This is a genomic window from Mariniflexile aquimaris, from assembly GCF_042676825.1.
In the GTDB taxonomy this organism is placed as follows: domain Bacteria; phylum Bacteroidota; class Bacteroidia; order Flavobacteriales; family Flavobacteriaceae; genus Mariniflexile; species Mariniflexile aquimaris.
On the sequence record NZ_JBHTIB010000002.1, the window covers coordinates 989,681 to 1,011,400 of the forward strand.

The following is a 21,720-nucleotide window of genomic DNA, read 5'->3' on the forward strand; positions in this document are numbered from 1 at the left end:
TTTTTTGGAGATTAAAATAGTATTTTTTTATAGCTTTAACATTTTAAAAACAACCTAATCTCGCAAAGCATTTTGTAATTTTGCATTTTGTAAAATGATGCATGCGAATAGATAAATAAAAACAAATAAAAGGAACCGATGAAAAGAATAGTAGTATTAGGAATAATGTTGAGCAGTATTTTTGTTAGCGCACAAAGCAATGCCGATTTACTTAAACATTTTGAAGCTTATTACAAGCAAATGCAAATACAAGGCGATGTGCAAGGAATTATAAACGCTTTAACGCATTTAAATGTTATTGCCCCTTCTGAAGCCCGAAAAGATACGTTGGCTTATATTTATATGAGCGAAGGTAAATATGTTGAGGCATTAAACACGATTGGTATCGAAAAAGTATTAAACGATACCGATATTGCCATTCAGGTAAAAGCCGTATCATTGAAAGCTGTGAAACAACCAGATTTAGCTGCCGGACATTTTGAAGAAATGTTTAAAAGATCGCCAAATGCTTTAGTTGCCTACGAATTGGCTGAACTTTATTTACAAACTAAAAAATTAACAGATGCCGAAAAGTACATTAAATATGGTTTAGCAAACTCTAAAGAAGAGCAGAAAAAGGCGTATTATGAGTCGCAATCTCCTTATGAGGTGCCATTAAAATCTGCCTTTATGTATTTAGATGCCCTGTTAGCGTATAATAAAGATGCGAAAGCAAATATAGATGCTGCAGTAGATATTTTGGATGCTACATTAAAAGCTTCGCCAAATTTTAATTTAATACAAATTACCAAAAACGAGTTGTTGAGACAAAAGCAAATGCTGCAATCGCAATCGGCACAACCTAAAAAGTAAAAAGCAACAAATATTCAAATTGAGAAAGGAAAGCGTTTAAAATGTTTTCCTTTTTTAGTTTATAGGCTTTTCGATAACAATATTATCGGCTTCTAATTTTTTATTCATTTGAAGGTTTAAATTAGAAAAAGCAATCAGCAGTTCTTTGGTGAGTTCTAAAATTTCGGGTTTCTTAGAGGGCGATAATTTTAAAATACTTTCTAATTTGTAAATTTTGGTTTCAAGCGATGTTATTCTAACTAAAATAGAAGGCGTATTCACTTCAACTGGTATGGTTTGTTTAAAATTTCTTAATAATTCTGAAATAGCCTTGTTATTATTTTTAAAAAAAGTGAAATCGCCTTTTTTTACTTTATTTATAGCATTTTGAAGTTGCGCATATTCAAACCAGTTTGTAACAATAGCTTCGGTGCGATCATCTAAAATATAATCGGTATATATTAGTTTGGCAATATCTTTTTCTTTAATTAACAGGCTTTCTGCTTTGTTGTTTACAGGTAATGCGGTCTGTTCTTGTTGTTTGTTACAAGAAAAAAAAGAAACCATTATTATTACACTTAAAAAATAAACCTTCATTAGTAAAATTTGTAAAGTAAAGCACAAAGATATAAGTTTAGTTTGTTTTTTAATTGCATATCAAATAATCAAATTAACAATATTTCGGATTTAAAATATATTATTATCAACAAAATCTTATTAATTTTGAAAAATCTTTATAAATGCAGTTTTAAATGAAGTCTAAAATATTAATAATTGGCGCATGTGGTCAAATAGGTTCAGAATTAACATTCAAACTAAGAGAAATATATGGGCACGATAATGTTATTGCCAGCGATATAAGTTACAGTAATTTAGAAGTTGTTAATTCGGGTCTTTTCGAGATTGTTGATGCTCAAAATTATGCCAGCGTTAAGGTGTGCGTCGAAAAATATAATATAGACACAATTTATTTAATGGCTGCGATGTTAAGTGCTACTGGAGAAAAATTCCCCATGAAAGCCTGGGATTTAAATATGGAATCGTTATTCCATGTATTAAATTTGGCGCGAGCAAAATTTGTTAAACACATATTTTGGCCATCGAGTATTGCGGTATTCGGACCCACAACACCAAAAAACTACACGCCACAATATACGGTAATGGAGCCCACAACCGTTTACGGCATTACCAAGCAAGTGGGCGAGCGTTGGTGTGAATATTACCATAACAAATATGGGGTCGATGTGCGCAGTTTACGCTACCCAGGCATTATTAGTTGGAAAACCTTACCAGGCGGCGGTACAACCGATTATGCGGTAGAAATTTATCATAAAGCCATTACCGATGGGCACTATAATTGCTTCTTAGCAGAAGATACCGAACTCCCCATGATGTTTATGGACGATGCGATAAAAGCTACTGTAGATATTATGCAAGCCAGTAATGATGCTATTAAAATTAGATCGTCTTACAATTTATCGGCTATCAGTTTTACGCCAAAGCAAGTGGCAGAATCAATTAAAAAACACATTCCAGATTTTAGCATTCAATACCAGCCCGATTACAGACAAGAAATAGCGAATAGTTGGCCGAAAAATATAAACGACTCGTATGCCAGACAAGATTGGAAATGGAAACACGCGTTTAATTTAGAAGACATTACCAACGAAATGCTTTTTCAGCTCGATAAAAAATACCACCCAACAAAAATAGAATCTAAATAATTGTATATTTGGCGCTCCCTGTAATCTAAGATATTATGCTAGAAAATTTTTGGTTTAATGTTCAATATGGTATTTACCATGTACTCGATATAAAAGCCTACGATCACGTATTGTTTCTTATAGTGCTAACCGTTCCGTATATGTTTAAAGACTGGAAACGGATATTTTTATTAGTGTCTATGTTTACTCTTGGTCACACGCTGTCGCTGGTTTTAGCGGTGTACGGCATTATTAGTGTTCAAGCATCCATGGTAGAGTTTTTAATACCCATAACCATATTAATTGTGGCGCTTTTTAACGTCTTTACCTCGGGTAAAGGGGCTCAAAAAGAAAAAGTGGGCATCTTATTTTTATCAACTCTTTTTTTCGGATTAATACATGGCCTTGGGTTTGCCCGCGAATTTAAAATGCTTTTAGGTGATACCGATAGTAAACTATTATTACTATTAGAATTTGCTTTAGGTATCGAAATAGCACAACTCATCATCGTTTTAGCGGTGTTAATATTTGGCTATATATCGCAATCAATTTTCAGATTTAATAAGCGCGATTGGATTATGGTAATTTCGGCAGTGGTAGTAGGCTTGGTTATTCCCATGATTTTAAACAGCGATTTTTTAGCTAAATATTAAGGGCGTTACCCAAAAGGGTCGGGCTTTTAGCTAAATCTTTTTAAAAAAATACCAGATCTTTAAAATAACAGCGTATTTGCCGTGGTATTTGGTTAGTTATTAGTAAAATCGGTCACGCTTTTTTTTAAAAAGGATACCGCTGCAATCCCTAACGCAACAGAGAATTACAGCTAAAAATACGGCATAATTATAAAAACTTTAACGAACTTGCGTTGTAATTAAAATACGAACCAAGTATCTTCGTTATATTGTTTTGCGCTAGGGATAGAAATGAAAATCCTTTTACTTTTTAGTAAAAGATTGTAATGTATAGCCCGACCCGAATTGTACTTATTTTTTTTTTTTTGAAACTAAAACATAAAATGAGGGTAGCGCCATAATTTTTAAATAAATTGAATGCCAGATAAAAAACAACTTAAATACGACAAAGCTTATTTGAGAATAGCCCAAGAATGGGGAAAATTATCTTACTGTAAACGCCGACAAGTTGGTGCGTTAATAGTAAAAGACCGGATGATAATTTCTGATGGTTACAACGGTACGCCATCGGGTTTTGAAAATTTTTGTGAAGACGACGCTGGTTACACCAAGTGGTATGTGTTGCACGCCGAGGCCAATGCTATTTTAAAAGTAGCAGCCTCTACCCAATCGTGTAAAGGCGCAACGCTTTATATTACCATGTCGCCTTGCAAAGAATGCAGTAAGTTAATCCATCAGGCAGGCATTGTAAAAGTGGTATATAACGAACCTTATAAAGACGATTCTGGATTAAAATTTTTGGAAAAGGCAGGCATAGAATTAACGCTAATTGAAGATTTAAAAGCATAATGGCTTATAAAAAAAAATATCTACCATTATTTTTAGGGGTTGCTATAGCCGCTGGGATTTTTATTGGTGGAAAGCTTAATTTTAGCGATTCGTCTGATAAATTGTTTTCTAAAAACAGTAAAAAGGACAAGCTCAACAGACTTATTGATTATATAGATTACGATTACGTAGATAATGTAAATACCGATAGCATTGTAGATGTAACGGTAAATGGTATTTTAGAAAATCTAGACCCACATTCGGTATATATTCCAAAATCTGAAATGCAGAGTGTTAACGAAAACATGAAAGGCGATTTTGTGGGTATTGGGGTGAGTTTTTATACCTACCGCGATTCTATTACCGTAATTAGAGCCATAGAAGGAGGTCCGAGTGCTAAAGCAGGCATAAAAGGAGGCGACCGAATAATTATGGCCAATGGCGATACGCTTTTTGGCAGTAGATTAAATGATGGCGAACTTATAAAAAAGCTTAAAGGACCTTTAAACAGCAAGGTGAATTTAAAAGTATTTAGAAAAGGAGAACCAAAGCTGCTAGATTTTACCGTAAAACGATCTAATATTCCTATAAGAAGCGTGGATGCCGTTTATATGTTAACCGACAAATTGGGCTATATAAAAGTAAACAGGTTTGCCGAATCTACCTATAAAGAATTTAAAACAGGATTAGATAAACTTTTAGCCTTAGGCGCTAAAGAAATCGCGTTGGATTTACGCGATAACCCAGGCGGATTTTTAGGGATTGCCGAACAAATTGTTGATGAGTTTTTAGAAGATAATAAGCTTATTCTATTCACAAAAAATAGAAGAGGTAACATCGAAAAAAATTATGCGACCAGTAAAGGCGATTTCGAGAAAGGGAAGATTTATGTTTTAATTAATGAAAACTCTGCTTCGGCAAGCGAAATTGTAGCAGGAGCGTTGCAAGATAACGATAGAGGCACTATTGTTGGTAGGCGTTCGTATGGCAAAGGGTTGGTACAACGCGAAATGGATTTAGGCGATGGAAGCGCGGTACGCTTAACCGTGTCTAGATATTATACGCCAACAGGACGTTCTATTCAGCGACCATATACCAATGGCAATAAAGATTATTACGACGAATATTTCGAAAGACTTGATAGTGGTGAGTTGTTAGACCCAGATAAGATTAAAGTCGCCGATTCTTTAAAATACAAAACACCAAAAGGTAAAATTGTGTACGGCGGCGGTGGTATTATTCCCGATGTTTTTGTGCCAATAGATAGTGGTATGCAAAATGAAACATTAACCTATTTACAACGTCGTGGTTTTATAGGCTATTTTGTTTTTGAAGAATTAGAAAAAGACAGAAAGAAATATAAAGGGATTTCCAGACAGGATTTTATAGATAATTTTGAAGTTAGCGAAGCTATGATTTACGACTTTCAAGAGTATTTAAATTTAAGAACCGAATCTAAATTAACCTTTGTAGCCTATCACGATCAAGTAAAGCAATACCTAAAAGCTACTTTAGCAGACCAACTTTATGGCACTGGAGCTTTTGAAGAGGTGTTTAATAAACACGATATTATGATTGAAGAGGTTATTGAGTTGAGTAATAAAAAGAAATAAGCAACCTCCTTATTTATTAGAGAAAGTGTTTTTCAGAAGATACTTTTAATGAGATAATTTTATTCAATCTTATCATGCACCGTAACATGCTTCCCATCATTCCAAAGCCTTAAAATGTCGGTAAGAACTTGTGTTTTTTGGTGTCAATAAATGGCGATGTTTACTAGTTCATGTCTATATTTGCTAAATATGAACATATTTGTTAAATTTGACATATATTAATTTAAACACATACACATGAACGTAAGTTTAACAAAAAAGCAAGAAGAGTATATTGCCAATCAAATTGAATCTGGGGATTTTCAGAATGCAAGTGAACTTGTAAGAGATGCGTTGCGCTTGCATGAAATGTATAGACATAGAGTTATTTTCGATTTAAAAGCCGAAATAGAAAAAGGATGGACAGGTGCAACTAGCAAGCGAAAAATTTCCGATATTATTTCTGACAAGGCGCGAACTAAATAAGTTTTATGGTTGAAAAACTAAAAGGATATTTGTTATCTGAAAGCGCTGATAACGATCTTGAGGATATTTTTGATTACACAGAATACCAATTTAGTACCGTTCAGGCTATTAAATATCTTAACGATTTAGATAGTGTTTTTGAAAGCTTGGTAATTAATCCGAAAATTGGAAGAACACGAAAAGAAATCAAAAAAGGTTTATTTAGTATTACAGAACAAGAGCACGTTATATTTTATAGAATTCAAGAAGATTATATTCGAATTGTTAGAGTACTTCACGGGAGTAAAGATTTGCCAAAGCATTTTTAATTAGCATCCATGCTAAGGTCTTAATTTTGAGTCTACTTTATAAGGCTAACCAATCTTATCATGCACCTTAACATGCTTCCCACCATTCCAAAGCGTTAAAATATCAGTCGCAACTTGTGCGCCGCTACCTGCGGCTATCGCAAATTGACTGCGCCAGCCCGCTAAGGTGCCAGCAACATATAAGTTTTCTTCAATAAGATGGTCGGTATTTTTTAGCCAAATGCGGTCTTTTTCAAGTTCCGTTCTTGGGTGCGGTTCTATATAGTGATCTAATCCTTTAATAGTAAATAAATTCGTGTAGCCTACCGCAACAACAACTATTTTCGCGCTATAAGATTTTTTGTTGGTAACTACGATAAAAATACCTTCATGCTTTGAAATCTCTAAAACTTTTTCGTTTTCAATCTGCTCAACATGTGGATATAGCGTTTTTAATTGGGTTTTGCCTTCATTTAAAATAGATTCGCCGGTTGTGCCAGGGGATAAACCAAGTACATTGTTAAACAATGCCGTTTGTAAATGCGATGTTTTTTGGTGCATAATAATGCCAATATGTTTATGCGCAGCAAAAGGTTTTTCTTTTGCCGAACCTAATACCAAAGCACATTGCATACCCGCAGCGCCACCGCCAATAATTAAGGCATCAAACATTAGTGTCGTTTTTTTACTTTTTGTTCTATACGTTTAGAGATTCTTAGAATAAGCATCATTAGTATGGCGCAAAGCGAAGCTAAAATAGTTATTAATGCCACCATACTTTCGCCTTCAAAAGGAGCTTCCAAATTCACTTTTGTAGCATTAAAAATGGCGAGACCCAAAGCAATAACACTTATTATAATAGTTGCAATTTTCATGATAATTAAAAATTAAGTAAGTTCAAATAACGCTTTAATATTATAGGCAAATAGTTTCACTGCAATCGCTAACAATACCACACCAAATATTTTTCTAATAATACTAATACCGTTTTGCCCCAAAAAGCGCTCTATAGTTTTTGATGTTTTTAGCACAATAAAAATAACAATAACATTTAAAATGATCGCTATAATAATGCTATTGGTTTCAAATTCAGCGCGTAATGATAAAAGCGTGGTTAAACTACCAGGACCAGCAATGAGTGGAAATGCCAATGGAAATACCGAAGCGGTATCCGAAGTATGTTCTTCATGTTTATAAAGTGTAATGCCTAAAATCATTTCTAAAGCGATAAAAAATAAAATAAAGGCTCCTGCAACAGCAAACGAGTTTACGTCAATACCAATAAGGTTTAATATGCTTTTTCCTAAAAACAAAAATGAAATCATTATCACGCCCGAAATAATAGAGGCTTTGCGGCTGTTTATATGCCCCACCTTTTTTCGCAAGTCTATTATTATGGGAATATTTCCAATAATATCGACTACGGCAAATAATACCATAAAAGCGGTAAATATTTCTTTAAAATTAAATTGCATTCTTAGACTTTTTAAAATTTGTTGCAAAAGTAAAGGATTAAAGGGAATATCTATGTTATATAATATTTAAGTTAGCTATTTTTGCTGCCTATTAGATAATTAGCAAATATGTTTCAGTTAGGCAATACCATCGTATCAGAAGAAATTATAGAAAAAGACTTTTTATGCAACCTGTCTGCATGTAAAGGAGCTTGCTGTATTGATGGGGATGCCGGAGCACCTTTAGATGCGGAAGAAGCCGAAATATTAAAATCTATTTATCCGAAAGTAAAGCCTTTTTTACGTAAAGAAGGTATTAAAGCCATCGAGTCTCAAGGCGTTTATATTACTACTGAAGATGGCGACCTAGAAACCCCATTAATTAATGGCGCCGATTGTGCCTATGTTATTTTCGATAAAAAAAAGGTGGCACTTTGCGCTATCGAAGAAGCCTATAACCAAGGTGAAATAACCTGGAAAAAACCAGTTTCTTGTCATTTGTACCCCATAAGAGTTCAAGATTACAGCGAATTTTCGGCAGTCAATTATCATAAGTGGCAAATCTGCGACGACGCCTGTATTTTGGGTAAAGAATTGCAAGTTCCGGTGTATAAATTTGTAAAAGAAGCCTTGATTAGAAAATTTGGAGAAGATTGGTACCGCGAATTAGAGAAGGTTGCTAACAAGTTGTAATAACTTCAAATTATCTCTGAAAACGCCTTTAAAATAAGGGGTTTGAAACAAAAATACTTGTTTTTTATTGTAAACTTTTCAAAAAATAAAAAAAGCTAAATAGCTGATAAACAGTAAAAAAGCCATTTTTTTTTGTAAACTTCATGTTGTTAGGAAGTTGTGTAATTGTTAAAAACTTTTTGACAATGTTTATAACTATACCTTTCATTTTTAACTTCATTTTTGAATCTTTGTTGTTCCCGAATCGGTGAAATTATTCGTTTAACACTCATTAAAAACAAAAAACAACAATGTCTCAAGCTATTGAACCCATTTTACAAGAAAACAAAAATCGTTTTGTTATTTTTCCAATCGAACATCATGATATTTGGGAATGGTATAAAAAATCGGAGGCTAGTTTTTGGACCGCAGAAGAAATTGATTTGCATCAAGATCTTACAGACTGGAAAAACAAGTTGAATGATGACGAGCGTTATTTTATAAAACACATTTTAGCCTTTTTTGCAGCCAGCGATGGTATTGTAAACGAAAATTTAGCAGAAAACTTTGTAAGCGAAGTGCAATATAGCGAAGCGAAATTCTTCTACGGGTTTCAAATTATGATGGAAAATATTCATAGTGAAACCTATTCGCTTTTAATTGATACTTATGTTAAAGACGAGAAAGAAAAGGATTTATTATTTAACGCCTTAGAGAACTTTCCGGCTATTAAGAAAAAGGCAGAGTGGGCCTTAAAATGGATTGAATCGCCAAGTTTCGCAGAACGTTTAATTGCGTTTGCAGCGGTTGAAGGTATTTTCTTTTCCGGAGCCTTTTGTTCCATTTTCTGGTTAAAGAAAAGAGGCTTAATGCCAGGACTTACATTTTCTAACGAGTTAATCTCTAGAGATGAAGGGGTGCATTGCGATTTTGCGGTTCATTTACATAACAAACACTTGGTAAATAAAGTGCCAAAAGCGCGTATACGAGAAATTTTAATTGATGCCTTAGATATTGAACGTGAGTTTATTACAGAATCACTGCCAGCGAGTTTAATAGGTATGAATGCGAAATTAATGTCTCAGTATTTAGAATTTGTAACCGATAGATTACTGTTTGAGTTAGGCTGCGATAAAGAGTACAATACGGCGAACCCTTTTGATTTTATGGATATGATTTCGTTACAGGGAAAAACCAATTTCTTCGAGAAACGTGTGTCCGAATATCAAAAAGCAGGTGTTCTTAATAAAGAGGAAGAACAAGATAAATTTACTTTTGACGCCGATTTCTAAATAGAAAACCAAGCGATCAAAAATATATTTTACTGTTAATAAGAGTGTGTTCTCATCTACTTTCACTGAGTTGATTTCGGTGAAACGAGAAATTTAATATTTTTTTAAAACCAACCAAACCATCTAAGTATTAGTCTAATAGCTATTAGAGTGAATATTTGGAATAAATAATTAATCATTTTTCTGAAGGTGTATCAGAAAATTTAAAAAACGTGTAAAAATTATGTATGTAGTAAAAAGAGATGGCAGAAAAGAACAAGTCATGTTCGACAAAATTACCGCAAGAGTGCGAAAATTGTGTTACGGATTAAACGAATTGGTAGATCCATTAAAAGTAGCCATGCGTGTTATTGAGGGATTGTATGATGGCGTAACCACCAGCGAACTTGATAATCTTGCTGCCGAAATTGCTGCAACCATGACCACTGCACACCCCGATTATGCGCGTTTAGCCGCCAGAATTTCGGTGTCTAACTTGCACAAAAACACCAAGAAAACCTTTAGTGAGGTTATGCATGATTTGTACACTTACGTAAACCCAAGAACCGGCAAAGATGCACCGCTTTTAGCCGACGATGTGTATCAGGTTATCATGGATAATAAAGATGTTTTAGACTCTACCATAATTTATAACCGCGATTTTGGTTACGATTATTTCGGATTTAAAACTTTAGAACGCTCGTATCTATTAAAGCTTAATGGCAAAATTGCCGAACGCCCACAGCACATGTTAATGCGCGTTGCCGTAGGAATTCATTTAAACGATATAGAATCGGTAATCGAGACCTACGAGCTCATGTCTAAAAAATATTTTACACACGCTACACCTACACTTTTCAATTCTGGAACCCCAAAACCACAAATGTCGTCTTGTTTCCTTTTAACCATGAAAGAAGACAGTATTGATGGTATTTACGATACCCTTAAACAAACGGCTAAAATATCGCAATCTGCTGGTGGTATTGGGTTGGCTATTCATAATGTGCGTGCAACCGGAAGTTATATAGGTGGAACCAACGGGACTAGTAATGGTATTGTGCCTATGCTACAAGTATTTAACGATACGGCGCGTTATGTAGATCAAGGTGGCGGAAAACGTAAAGGAAGTTTTGCAATCTATTTAGAAACTTGGCATGCGGATATTTTCGAATTTTTAGACTTGAAGAAAAACCACGGTAAAGAAGAAATGCGTGCACGCGATTTATTTTATGCCATGTGGATTTCTGATTTGTTTATGAAACGTGTGCAAGAAGATGGACCATGGACATTAATGTGCCCGAACGAATGCCCTGGATTAGACGAAGTACATAGCGAAACGTTTGAAGCTTTATATATAAAATATGAAACCGAAGGAAAAGGGCGTAAAACCATAAAAGCACGCGAACTTTGGGAGAAAATATTAGAATCGCAAATTGAAACGGGTACGCCTTATATGTTGTATAAAGATGCGGCCAACCGTAAATCGAATCAACAAAATTTAGGGACTATTCGTTCCTCAAACTTATGTACCGAAATTATGGAATATACGTCTCCAGATGAGGTTGCTGTATGTAATTTAGCATCCATTGCATTGCCTATGTTTGTTAAAAATGGGGAATTCGATCATAAAGAACTGTTCCGTATTACCAAACGCGTAACAAAAAATTTAAACCGTGTCATAGATAGAAACTACTATCCGGTTCCAGAGGCTAAAAACTCTAATATGCGTCATCGTCCAATAGGTTTAGGTGTACAAGGATTAGCCGATACGTTTATTCAATTGCGTATGCCTTTTACAAGTGATGAAGCTAAAAAATTAAACCAAGATATTTTTGAAACGCTATACTTTGCTGCGGTAACAGCAAGTATGGAAGAAGCTAAAGCCGAAGGACCTTATCAAACTTATGAAGGATCTCCAATAAGCAAAGGTGACTTTCAACATAACCTATGGGGATTAAAAGACGAGGAGTTAAGCGGCATGTGGGAATGGGATAAATTGCGTAAGCAAGTCTTGAAACATGGCGTTCGTAATTCACTATTAGTGGCACCAATGCCAACGGCTTCTACATCTCAAATTTTAGGAAATAACGAGTGTTTCGAGCCTTATACGTCAAACATTTACACACGTCGTGTATTATCGGGCGAGTTTATTGTTGTTAACAAGCATTTACTAGAAGATTTAGTAGAACTTGGTTTATGGAACGATAGCTTAAAACAAGAAATTATGCGAGCAAACGGTTCGGTGCAAGGAATTGATGTTATCCCTCAAGATATCAAGGACTTGTACAAAACCGTTTGGGAGCTAAGTATGAAAGACATAATTGATATGTCTCGCCAACGCGGATATTTTATTGACCAATCGCAATCTTTAAACCTGTTTTTAGAAGGCGCTACTATGGCGAAATTAACATCGATGCATTTTTACGCTTGGAAAAGTGGCTTGAAAACAGGGATGTATTATTTGCGTACTAAGAGTGCAGTTGATGCTATTAAGTTTACATTATCAACCACAAAAAAGGAAGAACCCGTTGCCGAAGAGGTAGCGGTGGTTAATCCGGTTGTAGATCAAGAGCAGAAAAAGCACATTGCCGAAAAAACAGCAGCCAAATTCTCAAAACAACAGCAAACACCCGAAGCGGAGCCTATGAGTGCCGAAGAAATGAAAGCGCTTATTGCACAAGCTAAAGCAGCAGAAGGCGACGATTGCTTGATGTGTGGGTCTTAAAAAGTTTGCCCCAAATTATTTGAACGCAATTTCAAATTAAGTGTTATAAAAAGGTATCTCAAACGAGGTGCCTTTTTTATTTGAACATCAAGCCATTTTTAATGGCTTATGTATTTCCTACCGTTTTCGTTTTGAGTTTGTATAAACTTTGTATTATATTAACGTTTATTTCCAAAAGTTGCTAAAAACACTAAGAAATGGTTAGGAGAATCTTTTTTATCGCATTTTTAATTGTTTTAGCCTTTTTATTATACCTCTATCCGAACTTTGAAACGATTATAGCCGGTGTTGCTATTTTGCTGTTTGGAATCATCATGTTAGAAGAAGGGTTTCGGGTATTTTCAAAAGGGCCACTTCAGAATATTTTAAAAAAAGCGACAAACAAACTTTATAAAAGCCTTTCGGTTGGTGCCGTTGTTACTGCATTAATTCAGTCAAGCTCTTTGGTTTCTGTTATAACAATTTCCTTTATAAGTGCTGGTTTAATAGATTTAGCGAGCGGCATGGGGTTGGTATTTGGTGCTAATATTGGTACCACGGCAACCACCTGGTTGGTAGCTGGTTTTGGACTTAAAATACAAATTGCTGCTCTGGCATTGCCCATGTTGGTATTCGGACTTGTTTTTTCGTTTCAAAAAACAATCGAATTAAAAGCCGTTGGGAATGTTTTAGCGGGACTTGGTTTCTTCTTTTTAGGAATTCATTATATGAAAGAAGGTTTCGATGTGTTTAAACAATACATAGACCTAACACAATATGCCATCCCTGGATTTTTCGGTGTGATTGTTTATACGGGCATAGGCATCGTTATCACCGCAGTTTTGCAATCGAGTAGCGCAACAATGGCCTTAATATTAACCGCCTTATCTGTGGGCCAAATTGAATATGAAAACGCCTTAGCAATATCTGTCGGAGCCAATGTTGGGAGTACTATCACAGCTATTATAGGTTCATTAAGCTCTAATATCGCTGGTAAAAGATTGGCAGGTGCTCATTTAATATTTAATGTTGTTACCGCGGTTGTGGCCATAATTTTTATTTATCCATTAGCTAATTTGGTTCGTGTAATCGCTGAGTTTCTAAACATAGCAGCCTCGGACTATACTTTGAAATTAGCGCTGTTTCATACCATTTTTAATGTTTTAGGAGTGGTGTTAATGATTCCGTTTATTAAAAAATTAGAACGGGTTTTAATGAAATTATTTAAAGAACAAATCGATAAAGATGTCGACGAACCTAAGTATTTAAACGAATCTGTTTTAGAATTCCCCAGTGCGGTAATTTCTTCTTTGTTTAAGGAGTCTGAATACCTTTTTAAGAATGCTATTTTCGAAATTGTTGCCCATGCTTTAAATATTCATCGGGAAGATGTGATTTCGGATTTAAAAATTAAGGCTGTAGTTAAAAAATCGACAACCGATTTTAATATTAATGTCGATGATATTTATTACAAAAAAGTTAAAACCATTTACGGAGAAATCATTAGGTATGCTACAACGGCAGAAAGCAAATTAAAACTGCGTAAAAAGCAGCAAAAAATAATATCTGATATAAAAGTGGCTAATCGGAAAATGATTGAAATTATAAAAGATGTTAAAGAATTAAATAGAAATATCAGTGCATCATTTAGTCATGATAATAAGGACGTACAAAAGGAATACGATGGTTTTAGGAAAAAGTTAACCATGGTATTACGCACTATTTATTTGTTCAGAACCGAGGAGGAAAGCCTTAAATATGCCGAAATACTTGCGCAATTAAAGCAGGATGCCAAGGCGCATATTAGAAAAAGTAATAAATCGATTGATAGATTAATCCGAAAAGATTTAATAACCGCCGAAATGGCTTCGTCGTTATTCAATGATTTTACAAACGTAAATCAAATCACTAAAAAATTAATTGAAGTAGCCGAATTACTCTATAGTCACAAAGATGTTTTATTGGAGGAAAAAGTTCTAAACGGCGAAAGTTAAAATTTTGGATAATGAATAAAGACTGTCTGAAAAGTTTATGTTTTACTTCATTCAAAAAAACGAAGCAATTAGTATTCAATGAACAGATTACTTCACTCCGTTCGTAATGACGACTAGTTTTGACTTTTCAGAGAGTCTAATCGATTTTCAAAAAATGATGAAGAAGAATTATTTATACTGACACAAGTATGACGTTTGCGCAGAAACTTTCACTTGAAATTTTTTATTAGCATCTACTTCAAAAGCTTCACCTGCTTTATAAGTCACCCATTCTGAAGCTTCTGGTAATTTAACGGTCATTTCTCCTTCAACAACAATCATGGTTTCGTGTGTAGAGGTTCCAAATTCGTAATCTCCCGCATTCATAACACCTAAAGTAGATTTTCCATTAGGAGTTACGTATCCTAAAGATTTTACATTACCGTTAAAGTATTCGTTTGTTGTAATCATTTTATTTGTTTTAAAATTTCAGCAAAAATAGGGAACTACTTCGCTAATTACTGTTGAAAAGTATATTTATTTAAACACAAAGCCATCGTATTGGGATGGCTTTGTAGTTAACTAATTTTATGAATGCTTATTGCTTAGTATCGGTATTTGGTGTCACCAACGTTGCTGGTTTTACAGAGCTATCGTGGGCTTTGTAATACTCTTCTAAAAGATTCATTGTGGCATTTAATAAATCTTTCGTTTCTAATAATAAACTAAAATATAAGGTGGTATTTTTAGGACTCGATTCTTCTGTACGCGTGCGGTCTACCTGTTTTTGTATTTTAGCACCAACCAATCCTAAGATTTCTTGTTTTCTACCTAAAATGATACCAATTTGCTCGAAAGAACGCGAATCGAACGCATTTTTAGTGTTATTAAAAAATGTGTCGAAGCGTTCGTCAACTTCTTTGAGCTCTTTTATTTGGTTGAATTTTAATTTTTTATGATTATTGTTAACATGTTTGTAGCTTACCTTGGTTATGTACTCTAAAGATTGCACCATATCTTGTAGATAACCTAAAATATGAATGTAAAAGTTACTAGCACCAACACTCGATTCATCTAAATTTTTAATGAAATAAAAGATATTATCGCGCAATTCATCAACCTCACTAGACAGTTTTACAATTTGTTTTTTATTTTTTTGTAGCAGTGCTAAATCATGTTTCGCCAAACCATTTATAGCGTTGGTATAAATTTTATTAGTTCGTTTTACAACATTTGCGATGTTAGTAGCACTTTCGTGGATTACACCCTGTATTGAGCTACTCTCAGATTTTGTTAAGCTATCTTCTGCTTTTACTTCTTTAGACTGTTTTCTATGTGCAATGTAATTTCTAATTATTAATAAGAAGGAAATTAGCAATAAAATAGGAACCATTACATCTACGTTCCAATTTAATAAATAGGCAATTGTTCCGGCTGCAACAAAAGCAATGAGAGCGGTAAAAAACCATCCACCAATAACATTTAAAACGCCTGCAACTCTATATACAGCACTTTCTGCACCCCAAGCTCTATCGGCTAAAGACGAACCCATGGCAACCATAAAGGTGACGTAGGTTGTAGATAAAGGCAATTTCATAGATGTGGCTAAAGAAATTAATATGGCAGCTACCATTAGGTTTACAGCGGCTCTTACTAAATCGAAAGCAGGAAGTTCGTGTGTTTTAGATCGCGCTAAATTAATTACTGGTTTTTCAAACTGTTTTTCAATTTTGTCTTGCCAAGTTTTTGGTAGTACATATGAAGACATTTGAGAAAGAGCCACGGCTAATCTTACAAAGCCACGAGATAAAAAGTTTGGTTGAAAACGTTCTTTCCCGTCGCCTTCTCTCGATAAATTAATTTCTGTTTCGGTAACTGTTTTTGCTTTTTTAGAAAACCATAAAGTTACAACCATTACCAAGCCTGCAATAACTAGTAATAAAGTTGGAGTAGGTACTTTTTCGGCTAGAAAGCCCATGCTAAAATTTTCTGCTAAGACGCCCGATCCAGCCCATTCTGTATACGATTGCCAACCTGCAATTGGAACCCCAATAAAGTTTACTAAATCGTTTCCAGAAAATGCTAGAGCTAAGGCAAACGTACCTATAATGATAACAATCTTAAAAATATTTTGTTTTGCATAGGTTATAACGGCATAAGAAAGAAGCGACCAAAAAATAAAGCTGAAGAAAATAATAGAAACTGCTTGATTACTTAAAAACTCTTTTATAGTTGCACCTCCTAATATGCTAAAGCTCTGTTTTGCATATGTAGTACCTCCTATACCTTTCATAAAAATAAAGTAAGTAATAGCAGTAATGGCAATGCCACCAAAAATAGCTCCAATCCAATTGGCTTTTCTTTCATAATTGTACGATAATAAAAGTCTAGCGATCCATTGCACAACAGCTCCAACCGAAAAGGCAATAACTACCGATAATAAAATACCGAAAATAATTTCTGTTGCCTTAGATGTGTTAATGTAGTTCACAACTTCTGAAAAGCTACCTCCATTATGGCCTATTTTAATAAGTGCCATGGCTACCGAAGCGCCTAATAATTCAAATACTATAGAAACGGTGGTAGAGGTTGGCATACCTACCGTATTGAAAAAGTCTAATAGCAATATATCTGTAATCATAACCGCCATAAAAATGATCATGATTTCACTAAACATAAATTCATGAGGGTTAAAAATTCCAGACCTTGCAACCTCCATCATCCCACTCGAGAAAATAGCGCCTAGACCTACGCCAATACAGGCCACAATCATAATGGTTTTAAAAGGAATGGCCTTAGAGCCAATAGCTGAGTTTAAAAAATTTACTGCGTCGTTACTTACTCCTACAACCAAATCGGCAATGGCTAAAATACCAAGAGCAATAACCATATATAAATATATGTTTTCCATAATACATTCGTTAATTTAACGCTGCAAAAGTAACTAATTAATAGGTTTTAATCTTAAAAAAATAGTATCAAATAAAAAAGAAGTCTTAACGACTTCTTTTTTTACTTTTATTTTAATAAGGGTTACTTTTTTTTATTGTGCTTTAAAACCTCGGCATCAATGTAAAAGATTATTTCTTCTGCTACGTTTTTAAGATGATCACCTACACGTTCTAGTTTTTTAATAACTGAAAATACTAAGAGGGCTTCTGCAATAATGTTGTTGTCCTTTTTTATTTCAGATTCAATAACTTGAAAAGATTGCAGGTTTATTTCATCTAAAATTTTATCTTTTTTAAAAACTTTTCTTGCAGTCTTTACATTTTTGTTTTGGTATGCTTCAGAAATATTCTCGAACATCAGTACAATGGTGGAATACATTTTTTCGAACTCTACGGCTTCAAGTAATTTAGATGGTATTTTATTTTTTGAATCTGTAACGTATTTTGAAATGCCATATGCATGGTCTGCTATTCGTTCTAAATCGTAATTTATTTTTCGAACAGCCATAATAAATCTTAAATCTATAGCTACTGGATTATAAAGTGCTATAAATTTTTCGCAATCTTTTTCAATTTTTAAATCGAGTGCATTAACACGATTTTCAATGTTCATTACTTCTTCTGCTAAATCACTATCATGATTTATAAAAGCCTCTTTCGCTTTATCAAGCTGAGACATACTTAAATTAAGCATGTCTAAACCTGCTTGATTTATAACTTCTCTTTGGTATGTAGCGTTATCCATTATGTTTTTATTTATCCGAAACGACCAGTTATATAATTTTCTGTTTGTTTCTTTTCAGGATTAGTAAATATTTTTTTGGTTTTGTCGAACTCAATTAATTCTCCAAGATAAAAGAAAGCCGTGTAATCGCTTATTCTACTGGCTTGTTGCATATTATGAGTAACAATTATAATAGTATATTTTTGTTTTAATTCAAAAATTAATTGTTCAATTTTTGCGGTAGAAATAGGGTCTAGTGCCGAGGTCGGTTCGTCCATTAAAATGATAGAAGGTTCTACAGCTAAAGTTCTAGCAATACATAAACGTTGTTGCTGACCACCAGATAGTGATAGGGCAGATTTTTTTAAATCATCTTTAACTTCATTCCATAAATCAGCTTGTTTTAAAGCTTTTTCAACCCGTTCTGCAATAAATTTTTTATCTTTTATTCCTTGGATTTTTAATCCATAAGCCACATTTTCGAAAATAGATTTTGGAAACGGATTTGGTTTTTGAAATACCATTCCTATTTCTTTTCGCAGCACTTCAATATTTATTTTTTTCTTATAAATATTATCACCGTTAATTTTTATTTTACCTTCTAGCTTAAAGCCTTCAATATAGTCGTTCATTCTATTAAATAAACGTAAAAATGTAGATTTGCCACAACCCGAAGGGCCTATAAAGGCAGTAACCGTGTTTGGTTTTATTTCCATGCTAATGCCTTTAATAGCATTAAAATCGCTGTACCAAACTTTTACATCTTTTACTTCTATTTTTGGTACTTTCTTTAAAGAAAGGTCTATTATTTTATCTAAGGCCATTGTATTTTCTATAACTCTGTTCATGTTATTTGAATTTCTTTTGCCATTTATTTCTGAAATAAACTGCAACGCCATTCATAACAAATGTAATTAATAATAATATGATAATTGCTGCGGCTGCATTTTCTATAAAACCATGTTGCGGTCTAGAAATCCAATTGAATATTTGAATTGGTAAAACCGAAAATTCATCCATTGGCGATGCAGGAGCAAAGGGCACATACGCTAATGCGCCAATTACAATTAGTGGTGCAGTTTCTCCAACTGCTCGAGACAGTGCTAATATAACACCGGTTAATATACCTCCGCTGGAAGCTGGTAAAATTTGATGCCAGATGGTTTGCCATTTCGATGCGCCTAAGGCATACGAAGCATCTTTAATAGATGTTGGTACTGCCTTTATGGCTTCTCTTGTGGCCACTATTATTATGGGAAGGATTAGTAACGATAATGTTAAACTACCCGCAAGTACACTAGCTCCTAAACTCATTACTCTTACAAATACTTCTAAGCCTAATAAACCATAAATAATAGAGGGTACACCTGCCAGATTTGAAATATTAATTTCTAATAAGGCCGATAATCTCCCCTTTTTGCTATATTCTTCTAGGTAAATAGCTGCTGCTACTCCAAGGGGAAGTGCAATAATTGTGGTTAAAAGAAGAATCCAAATGCTTCCCATTAACGCCGTGTAAATACCAGATTTTTCGGCTTTTCTAGATGGTAAATCTGTTATAAAGTCCCAATCGATTCGTTGTATCCCATCAATTAAAATATCTCCTATAAAAAAGAATAAAATAACAAGTCCAATAAGCGTACAACCAATACCCCAAATTTTGAAGATTTGATCTTTAAGTCTGTTTTTTTGAATGCTATTCATACTTAGATTGGTATTTTTTTCTTATTCTATAACTAAGCGTATTTAATAAGAACGTAAATGCAAATAATGTAATTCCGGCAGCAAAAATGGTTCTATATTCTAATGATCCATGTTGTACATCGCCTAAACTTACCTGAACAATGTAAGCGGTAATGGTTTCTACCGGCACTGTTGGGTCTAAGGTTAACCGGGGTTGTTGTCCTGCTGCAATAGCCACAATCATGGTTTCGCCAATAGCTCTTGATATTGCCAAAATAATGGACACTATAATACCTGAAGAAGCTGCTGGAACAATAACTTTAAATGCCGTTTGAAGTTTTGTTGCTCCCATTCCAAATGAAGCTTCTCTTAATGAACTAGGAACGGCATGCAATGCATCTTCACTTATGGATGATACAAATGGGATAATCATAATTCCCATTACTATTCCTGCCGATAGTGAATTAAATCCAGATAATCCGGGGATAAAGTCTTGGAGTATTGGAGTTACAACAATTAAGGCAAAAAAACCATAAACAACTGTTGGTACCGCTGCTAAAAGTTCTAACAAAGGCTTAACTGTTTTCCGGAAGCTTTTTGGTGCATATTCGCTTAAGTAAATGCTTATAGACAAACCAATTGGTAAAGCAACGCAAATAGCAATTAGAGATGTTAAAAATGTACCACTTAATAAGGGTAAAATACCAAAATGTTTTTCAGTAAACAATGGTGTCCATTGCGTATCGGTAAAAAAATCGACAATTGAAACTTCTTTGAAAAAATATACAGCTTCGATTGAAAGAACTAAAATAATACCAATTGTAACAGCAATAGTAATTAAGGCACTAGAAAATAGCGACTTTTCAATTATCTGTTCTTTAATTCGTCTCATTTATTGGAGAATATTAAATAAGGAAAATCAGATGCTAAAGAGCACCTGATAGACCTATAAAAATCTTTTTCTTATTTGACACTTTCAACAAAACTTTTAAAGTTTTCTTTCTGCTTTGTGTATAGTTCTTTTGGAAGTGGAATGTAGCCAACATCTTCAGCCAGTTCGCCAGCATTATTTAAGTAGAAATTTACAAAATCTACCACCTCTGGAGATTTAACAGATGAGCTGTTAACGTAGATAAATAAAGGTCTTGATAACGGTGTATAAGAACCATTTCGAACAGTTTCTAAAGAAGGTTTAACAACTTCAGTGCCATTATGAACACCAATTAAAGTTAATTTATCGGCGTTTTCAGTGTAATAAGCTAAACCGAAAAATCCTAATGAATATTTATCTCCAGCGATTCCTTGCACTAAAACGTGGTCGTCTTCACTTGCCGTAAAATCACCTCTACTTGAACCGCTTTTTCCAACAACGGCTTCTGTAAAATAATCGTAAGTTCCTGATGCCACACCAGGGCCAAATAAATGGATCTCTTCGTTAGGCCATTCTGGTCTAATTTGATTCCATTTCATAATTTTACCTTGTGCTGCTGGTTCCCAAATCTTTTTCAATTCTTCAACTGTAAAGTTATCTACCCAGGTGTTTTCTGGATTTACTAAAACAGCAAGACCATCATAAGCGACCTCTAGCTCTACATAAGAAATGTTGTTTTCTTTACAAGATTCTATTTCTTTATCTTTAATAGGTCTTGAGGCGTTTGAAATGTTGGTTTCGCCTCTCGAGAATTTTTTAAATCCGCCTCCAGTACCAGACACACCAATGGTTACTTTAACGCGTGGTTGTTCATTTCTGTATTCTTCAGCAACAGCTTCGGTTACTGGAAAAACGGTACTCGAACCATCGATGGATATTGCTCCTGTTAATTCGGATATGTCACCACCATCATTGTTCGATTTTTTGTTCCCACAAGCAATTGCAAGGGACGCTAATGCGATAATAATTATACTTTTTTTCATGTTTATTCGTGTATT

General features: G+C 34.2%; 22 protein-coding genes. 11 read left to right on the plus strand and 11 right to left on the minus strand.

The window, feature by feature from the left end; all coding sequences use genetic code 11:
* The first annotated feature begins 138 nt into the window (after nucleotides 1-138).
* Nucleotides 139-852 (plus strand): hypothetical protein, encoded by a 714-nt coding sequence (locus tag ACFQ0I_RS04425; protein WP_379939729.1) that lies wholly within the window; start codon nucleotides 139-141, stop codon nucleotides 850-852.
* A gap of 54 nt (nucleotides 853-906) precedes the next feature.
* On the opposite strand, the gene ACFQ0I_RS04430 is transcribed toward ACFQ0I_RS04425, so the two are convergent.
* A complete protein-coding gene (locus ACFQ0I_RS04430) occupies nucleotides 907-1,398 on the minus strand; it encodes a hypothetical protein (RefSeq protein WP_379939731.1) in 492 nt (163 codons plus the stop codon).
* Nucleotides 1,399-1,583: 185 nt separating this feature from the next.
* Here ACFQ0I_RS04430 and ACFQ0I_RS04435 point away from each other — a divergent pair, with 185 nt between their 5' ends.
* The 6 genes from ACFQ0I_RS04435 to ACFQ0I_RS04460 all read left to right on the plus strand — a co-directional run bounded on the left by ACFQ0I_RS04435 (nucleotide 1,584) and on the right by ACFQ0I_RS04460 (nucleotide 6,380).
* A complete protein-coding gene (locus tag ACFQ0I_RS04435) occupies nucleotides 1,584-2,555 on the plus strand; it encodes an NAD-dependent epimerase/dehydratase family protein (RefSeq protein WP_379939732.1) in 972 nt (323 codons plus the stop codon).
* 35 nt (nucleotides 2,556-2,590) lie between these two features.
* A complete protein-coding gene (locus ACFQ0I_RS04440; protein ID WP_379939733.1) occupies nucleotides 2,591-3,187 on the plus strand; it encodes a HupE/UreJ family protein in 597 nt (198 codons plus the stop codon).
* Between the two features lie 396 nt (nucleotides 3,188-3,583).
* Nucleotides 3,584-4,015, plus strand: a complete 432-nt coding sequence (locus ACFQ0I_RS04445; protein ID WP_379939735.1) for a deoxycytidylate deaminase — start codon at nucleotides 3,584-3,586, stop codon at nucleotides 4,013-4,015.
* Nucleotides 4,015-5,607: a S41 family peptidase gene (locus ACFQ0I_RS04450; RefSeq protein ID WP_379939737.1), complete on the plus strand. Its 1,593-nt coding sequence runs from the start codon at nucleotides 4,015-4,017 to the stop codon at nucleotides 5,605-5,607. The genes ACFQ0I_RS04445 and ACFQ0I_RS04450 overlap by 1 nt, the downstream gene beginning before the upstream one ends.
* A 237-nt stretch (nucleotides 5,608-5,844) precedes the next feature.
* Nucleotides 5,845-6,072 carry a type II toxin-antitoxin system ParD family antitoxin gene (locus ACFQ0I_RS04455; protein WP_379939739.1) on the plus strand — a complete coding sequence of 76 codons (228 nt, stop codon included), beginning with the start codon at nucleotides 5,845-5,847 and terminating at the stop codon, nucleotides 6,070-6,072.
* A gap of 5 nt (nucleotides 6,073-6,077) precedes the next feature.
* The gene (locus tag ACFQ0I_RS04460) at nucleotides 6,078-6,380 is read left to right on the plus strand and encodes a type II toxin-antitoxin system RelE/ParE family toxin (protein ID WP_379939741.1); all 303 of its coding nucleotides are present in this window, start codon (nucleotides 6,078-6,080) and stop codon (nucleotides 6,378-6,380) included.
* Between the two features lie 45 nt (nucleotides 6,381-6,425).
* Here ACFQ0I_RS04460 and ACFQ0I_RS04465 read toward each other — a convergent pair whose 3' ends face one another.
* Genes ACFQ0I_RS04465 through ACFQ0I_RS04475 form a run of 3 tightly spaced genes read right to left on the minus strand, consistent with a single transcriptional unit; the run spans nucleotide 6,426 to nucleotide 7,834 of the window.
* Nucleotides 6,426-7,031, minus strand: coding sequence for an FAD-dependent oxidoreductase (locus ACFQ0I_RS04465; RefSeq protein WP_379939743.1), 606 nt, complete (start codon nucleotides 7,029-7,031; stop codon nucleotides 6,426-6,428).
* Nucleotides 7,031-7,234: a hypothetical protein gene (locus tag ACFQ0I_RS04470; protein ID WP_379939745.1), complete on the minus strand. Its 204-nt coding sequence runs from the start codon at nucleotides 7,232-7,234 to the stop codon at nucleotides 7,031-7,033. The genes ACFQ0I_RS04465 and ACFQ0I_RS04470 overlap by 1 nt, the downstream gene beginning before the upstream one ends.
* 12 nt (nucleotides 7,235-7,246) lie before the next feature.
* Complete coding sequence (locus ACFQ0I_RS04475; RefSeq protein WP_379939747.1) at nucleotides 7,247-7,834, minus strand: MarC family protein; 588 nt, start codon at nucleotides 7,832-7,834, stop codon at nucleotides 7,247-7,249.
* A gap of 108 nt (nucleotides 7,835-7,942) precedes the next feature.
* Between ACFQ0I_RS04475 and ACFQ0I_RS04480 the strand changes: the two genes are divergently transcribed.
* The 4 genes from ACFQ0I_RS04480 (at nucleotide 7,943) to ACFQ0I_RS04495 (ending at nucleotide 14,454) form a co-directional block, all read left to right on the plus strand.
* Entirely contained in the window at nucleotides 7,943-8,506 is a 564-nt protein-coding gene (locus tag ACFQ0I_RS04480) for a DUF3109 family protein (RefSeq protein ID WP_379939749.1), read from the plus strand.
* Nucleotides 8,507-8,796: 290 nt separating this feature from the next.
* Complete coding sequence (locus ACFQ0I_RS04485; protein WP_379939750.1) at nucleotides 8,797-9,777, plus strand: ribonucleotide-diphosphate reductase subunit beta; 981 nt, start codon at nucleotides 8,797-8,799, stop codon at nucleotides 9,775-9,777.
* A 223-nt stretch (nucleotides 9,778-10,000) separates the two neighbouring features.
* Nucleotides 10,001-12,481 carry a ribonucleoside-diphosphate reductase subunit alpha gene (locus ACFQ0I_RS04490; protein WP_379939752.1) on the plus strand — a complete coding sequence of 827 codons (2,481 nt, stop codon included), beginning with the start codon at nucleotides 10,001-10,003 and terminating at the stop codon, nucleotides 12,479-12,481.
* A 197-nt stretch (nucleotides 12,482-12,678) separates the two neighbouring features.
* Nucleotides 12,679-14,454 carry a Na/Pi cotransporter family protein gene (locus ACFQ0I_RS04495; RefSeq protein ID WP_379939754.1) on the plus strand — a complete coding sequence of 592 codons (1,776 nt, stop codon included), beginning with the start codon at nucleotides 12,679-12,681 and terminating at the stop codon, nucleotides 14,452-14,454.
* A 168-nt stretch (nucleotides 14,455-14,622) separates the two neighbouring features.
* Here the strand turns inward: ACFQ0I_RS04495 and ppnP are convergent, their stop codons facing one another.
* The 7 genes from ppnP to ACFQ0I_RS04530 all read right to left on the minus strand — a co-directional run bounded on the left by ppnP (nucleotide 14,623) and on the right by ACFQ0I_RS04530 (nucleotide 21,705).
* Nucleotides 14,623-14,904 (minus strand): pyrimidine/purine nucleoside phosphorylase, encoded by a 282-nt coding sequence (gene ppnP / locus ACFQ0I_RS04500; RefSeq protein ID WP_379939756.1) that lies wholly within the window; start codon nucleotides 14,902-14,904, stop codon nucleotides 14,623-14,625.
* Nucleotides 14,905-15,031: 127 nt separating this feature from the next.
* Nucleotides 15,032-17,344, minus strand: coding sequence for an inorganic phosphate transporter (locus ACFQ0I_RS04505; RefSeq protein WP_379939758.1), 2,313 nt, complete (start codon nucleotides 17,342-17,344; stop codon nucleotides 15,032-15,034).
* A gap of 122 nt (nucleotides 17,345-17,466) precedes the next feature.
* The gene (gene phoU / locus ACFQ0I_RS04510; protein ID WP_379939760.1) at nucleotides 17,467-18,129 is read right to left on the minus strand and encodes a phosphate signaling complex protein PhoU; all 663 of its coding nucleotides are present in this window, start codon (nucleotides 18,127-18,129) and stop codon (nucleotides 17,467-17,469) included.
* Between the two features lie 11 nt (nucleotides 18,130-18,140).
* The gene (gene pstB, locus ACFQ0I_RS04515; RefSeq protein WP_379939956.1) at nucleotides 18,141-18,932 is read right to left on the minus strand and encodes a phosphate ABC transporter ATP-binding protein PstB; all 792 of its coding nucleotides are present in this window, start codon (nucleotides 18,930-18,932) and stop codon (nucleotides 18,141-18,143) included.
* A gap of 25 nt (nucleotides 18,933-18,957) precedes the next feature.
* On the minus strand, nucleotides 18,958-19,812 hold the full coding sequence (gene pstA / locus ACFQ0I_RS04520) for a phosphate ABC transporter permease PstA (RefSeq protein WP_379939762.1): 855 nt from the start codon (nucleotides 19,810-19,812) through the stop codon (nucleotides 18,958-18,960).
* Complete coding sequence (gene pstC, locus ACFQ0I_RS04525; RefSeq protein ID WP_379939764.1) at nucleotides 19,805-20,683, minus strand: phosphate ABC transporter permease subunit PstC; 879 nt, start codon at nucleotides 20,681-20,683, stop codon at nucleotides 19,805-19,807. The genes pstA and pstC overlap by 8 nt, the downstream gene beginning before the upstream one ends.
* 71 nt (nucleotides 20,684-20,754) lie before the next feature.
* The gene (locus ACFQ0I_RS04530) at nucleotides 20,755-21,705 is read right to left on the minus strand and encodes a PstS family phosphate ABC transporter substrate-binding protein (protein ID WP_379939766.1); all 951 of its coding nucleotides are present in this window, start codon (nucleotides 21,703-21,705) and stop codon (nucleotides 20,755-20,757) included.
* Nucleotides 21,706-21,720: the final 15 nt, after the last annotated feature.

What these genes read in the sequence shown, in the direction of transcription:
- ACFQ0I_RS04425 (WP_379939729.1), top strand. Translation starts at nt 139, where the DNA reads ATGAAAAGAATAGTAGTATTAGGAATAATGTTGAGCAGTATTTTTGTT.
- ACFQ0I_RS04430 (WP_379939731.1), bottom strand. Translation starts at nt 1,398, where the DNA reads ATGGTTTCTTTTTTTTCTTGTAACAAACAACAAGAACAGACCGCATTA.
- ACFQ0I_RS04435 (WP_379939732.1), top strand. Translation starts at nt 1,584, where the DNA reads ATGAAGTCTAAAATATTAATAATTGGCGCATGTGGTCAAATAGGTTCA.
- ACFQ0I_RS04440 (WP_379939733.1), top strand. Translation starts at nt 2,591, where the DNA reads ATGCTAGAAAATTTTTGGTTTAATGTTCAATATGGTATTTACCATGTA.
- ACFQ0I_RS04445 (WP_379939735.1), top strand. Translation starts at nt 3,584, where the DNA reads ATGCCAGATAAAAAACAACTTAAATACGACAAAGCTTATTTGAGAATA.
- ACFQ0I_RS04450 (WP_379939737.1), top strand. Translation starts at nt 4,015, where the DNA reads ATGGCTTATAAAAAAAAATATCTACCATTATTTTTAGGGGTTGCTATA.
- ACFQ0I_RS04455 (WP_379939739.1), top strand. Translation starts at nt 5,845, where the DNA reads ATGAACGTAAGTTTAACAAAAAAGCAAGAAGAGTATATTGCCAATCAA.
- ACFQ0I_RS04460 (WP_379939741.1), top strand. Translation starts at nt 6,078, where the DNA reads ATGGTTGAAAAACTAAAAGGATATTTGTTATCTGAAAGCGCTGATAAC.
- ACFQ0I_RS04465 (WP_379939743.1), bottom strand. Translation starts at nt 7,031, where the DNA reads ATGTTTGATGCCTTAATTATTGGCGGTGGCGCTGCGGGTATGCAATGT.
- ACFQ0I_RS04470 (WP_379939745.1), bottom strand. Translation starts at nt 7,234, where the DNA reads ATGAAAATTGCAACTATTATAATAAGTGTTATTGCTTTGGGTCTCGCC.
- ACFQ0I_RS04475 (WP_379939747.1), bottom strand. Translation starts at nt 7,834, where the DNA reads ATGCAATTTAATTTTAAAGAAATATTTACCGCTTTTATGGTATTATTT.
- ACFQ0I_RS04480 (WP_379939749.1), top strand. Translation starts at nt 7,943, where the DNA reads ATGTTTCAGTTAGGCAATACCATCGTATCAGAAGAAATTATAGAAAAA.
- ACFQ0I_RS04485 (WP_379939750.1), top strand. Translation starts at nt 8,797, where the DNA reads ATGTCTCAAGCTATTGAACCCATTTTACAAGAAAACAAAAATCGTTTT.
- ACFQ0I_RS04490 (WP_379939752.1), top strand. Translation starts at nt 10,001, where the DNA reads ATGTATGTAGTAAAAAGAGATGGCAGAAAAGAACAAGTCATGTTCGAC.
- ACFQ0I_RS04495 (WP_379939754.1), top strand. Translation starts at nt 12,679, where the DNA reads ATGGTTAGGAGAATCTTTTTTATCGCATTTTTAATTGTTTTAGCCTTT.
- ppnP (WP_379939756.1), bottom strand. Translation starts at nt 14,904, where the DNA reads ATGATTACAACAAACGAATACTTTAACGGTAATGTAAAATCTTTAGGA.
- ACFQ0I_RS04505 (WP_379939758.1), bottom strand. Translation starts at nt 17,344, where the DNA reads ATGGAAAACATATATTTATATATGGTTATTGCTCTTGGTATTTTAGCC.
- phoU (WP_379939760.1), bottom strand. Translation starts at nt 18,129, where the DNA reads ATGGATAACGCTACATACCAAAGAGAAGTTATAAATCAAGCAGGTTTA.
- pstB (WP_379939956.1), bottom strand. Translation starts at nt 18,932, where the DNA reads ATGGCCTTAGATAAAATAATAGACCTTTCTTTAAAGAAAGTACCAAAA.
- pstA (WP_379939762.1), bottom strand. Translation starts at nt 19,812, where the DNA reads ATGAATAGCATTCAAAAAAACAGACTTAAAGATCAAATCTTCAAAATT.
- pstC (WP_379939764.1), bottom strand. Translation starts at nt 20,683, where the DNA reads ATGAGACGAATTAAAGAACAGATAATTGAAAAGTCGCTATTTTCTAGT.
- ACFQ0I_RS04530 (WP_379939766.1), bottom strand. Translation starts at nt 21,705, where the DNA reads ATGAAAAAAAGTATAATTATTATCGCATTAGCGTCCCTTGCAATTGCT.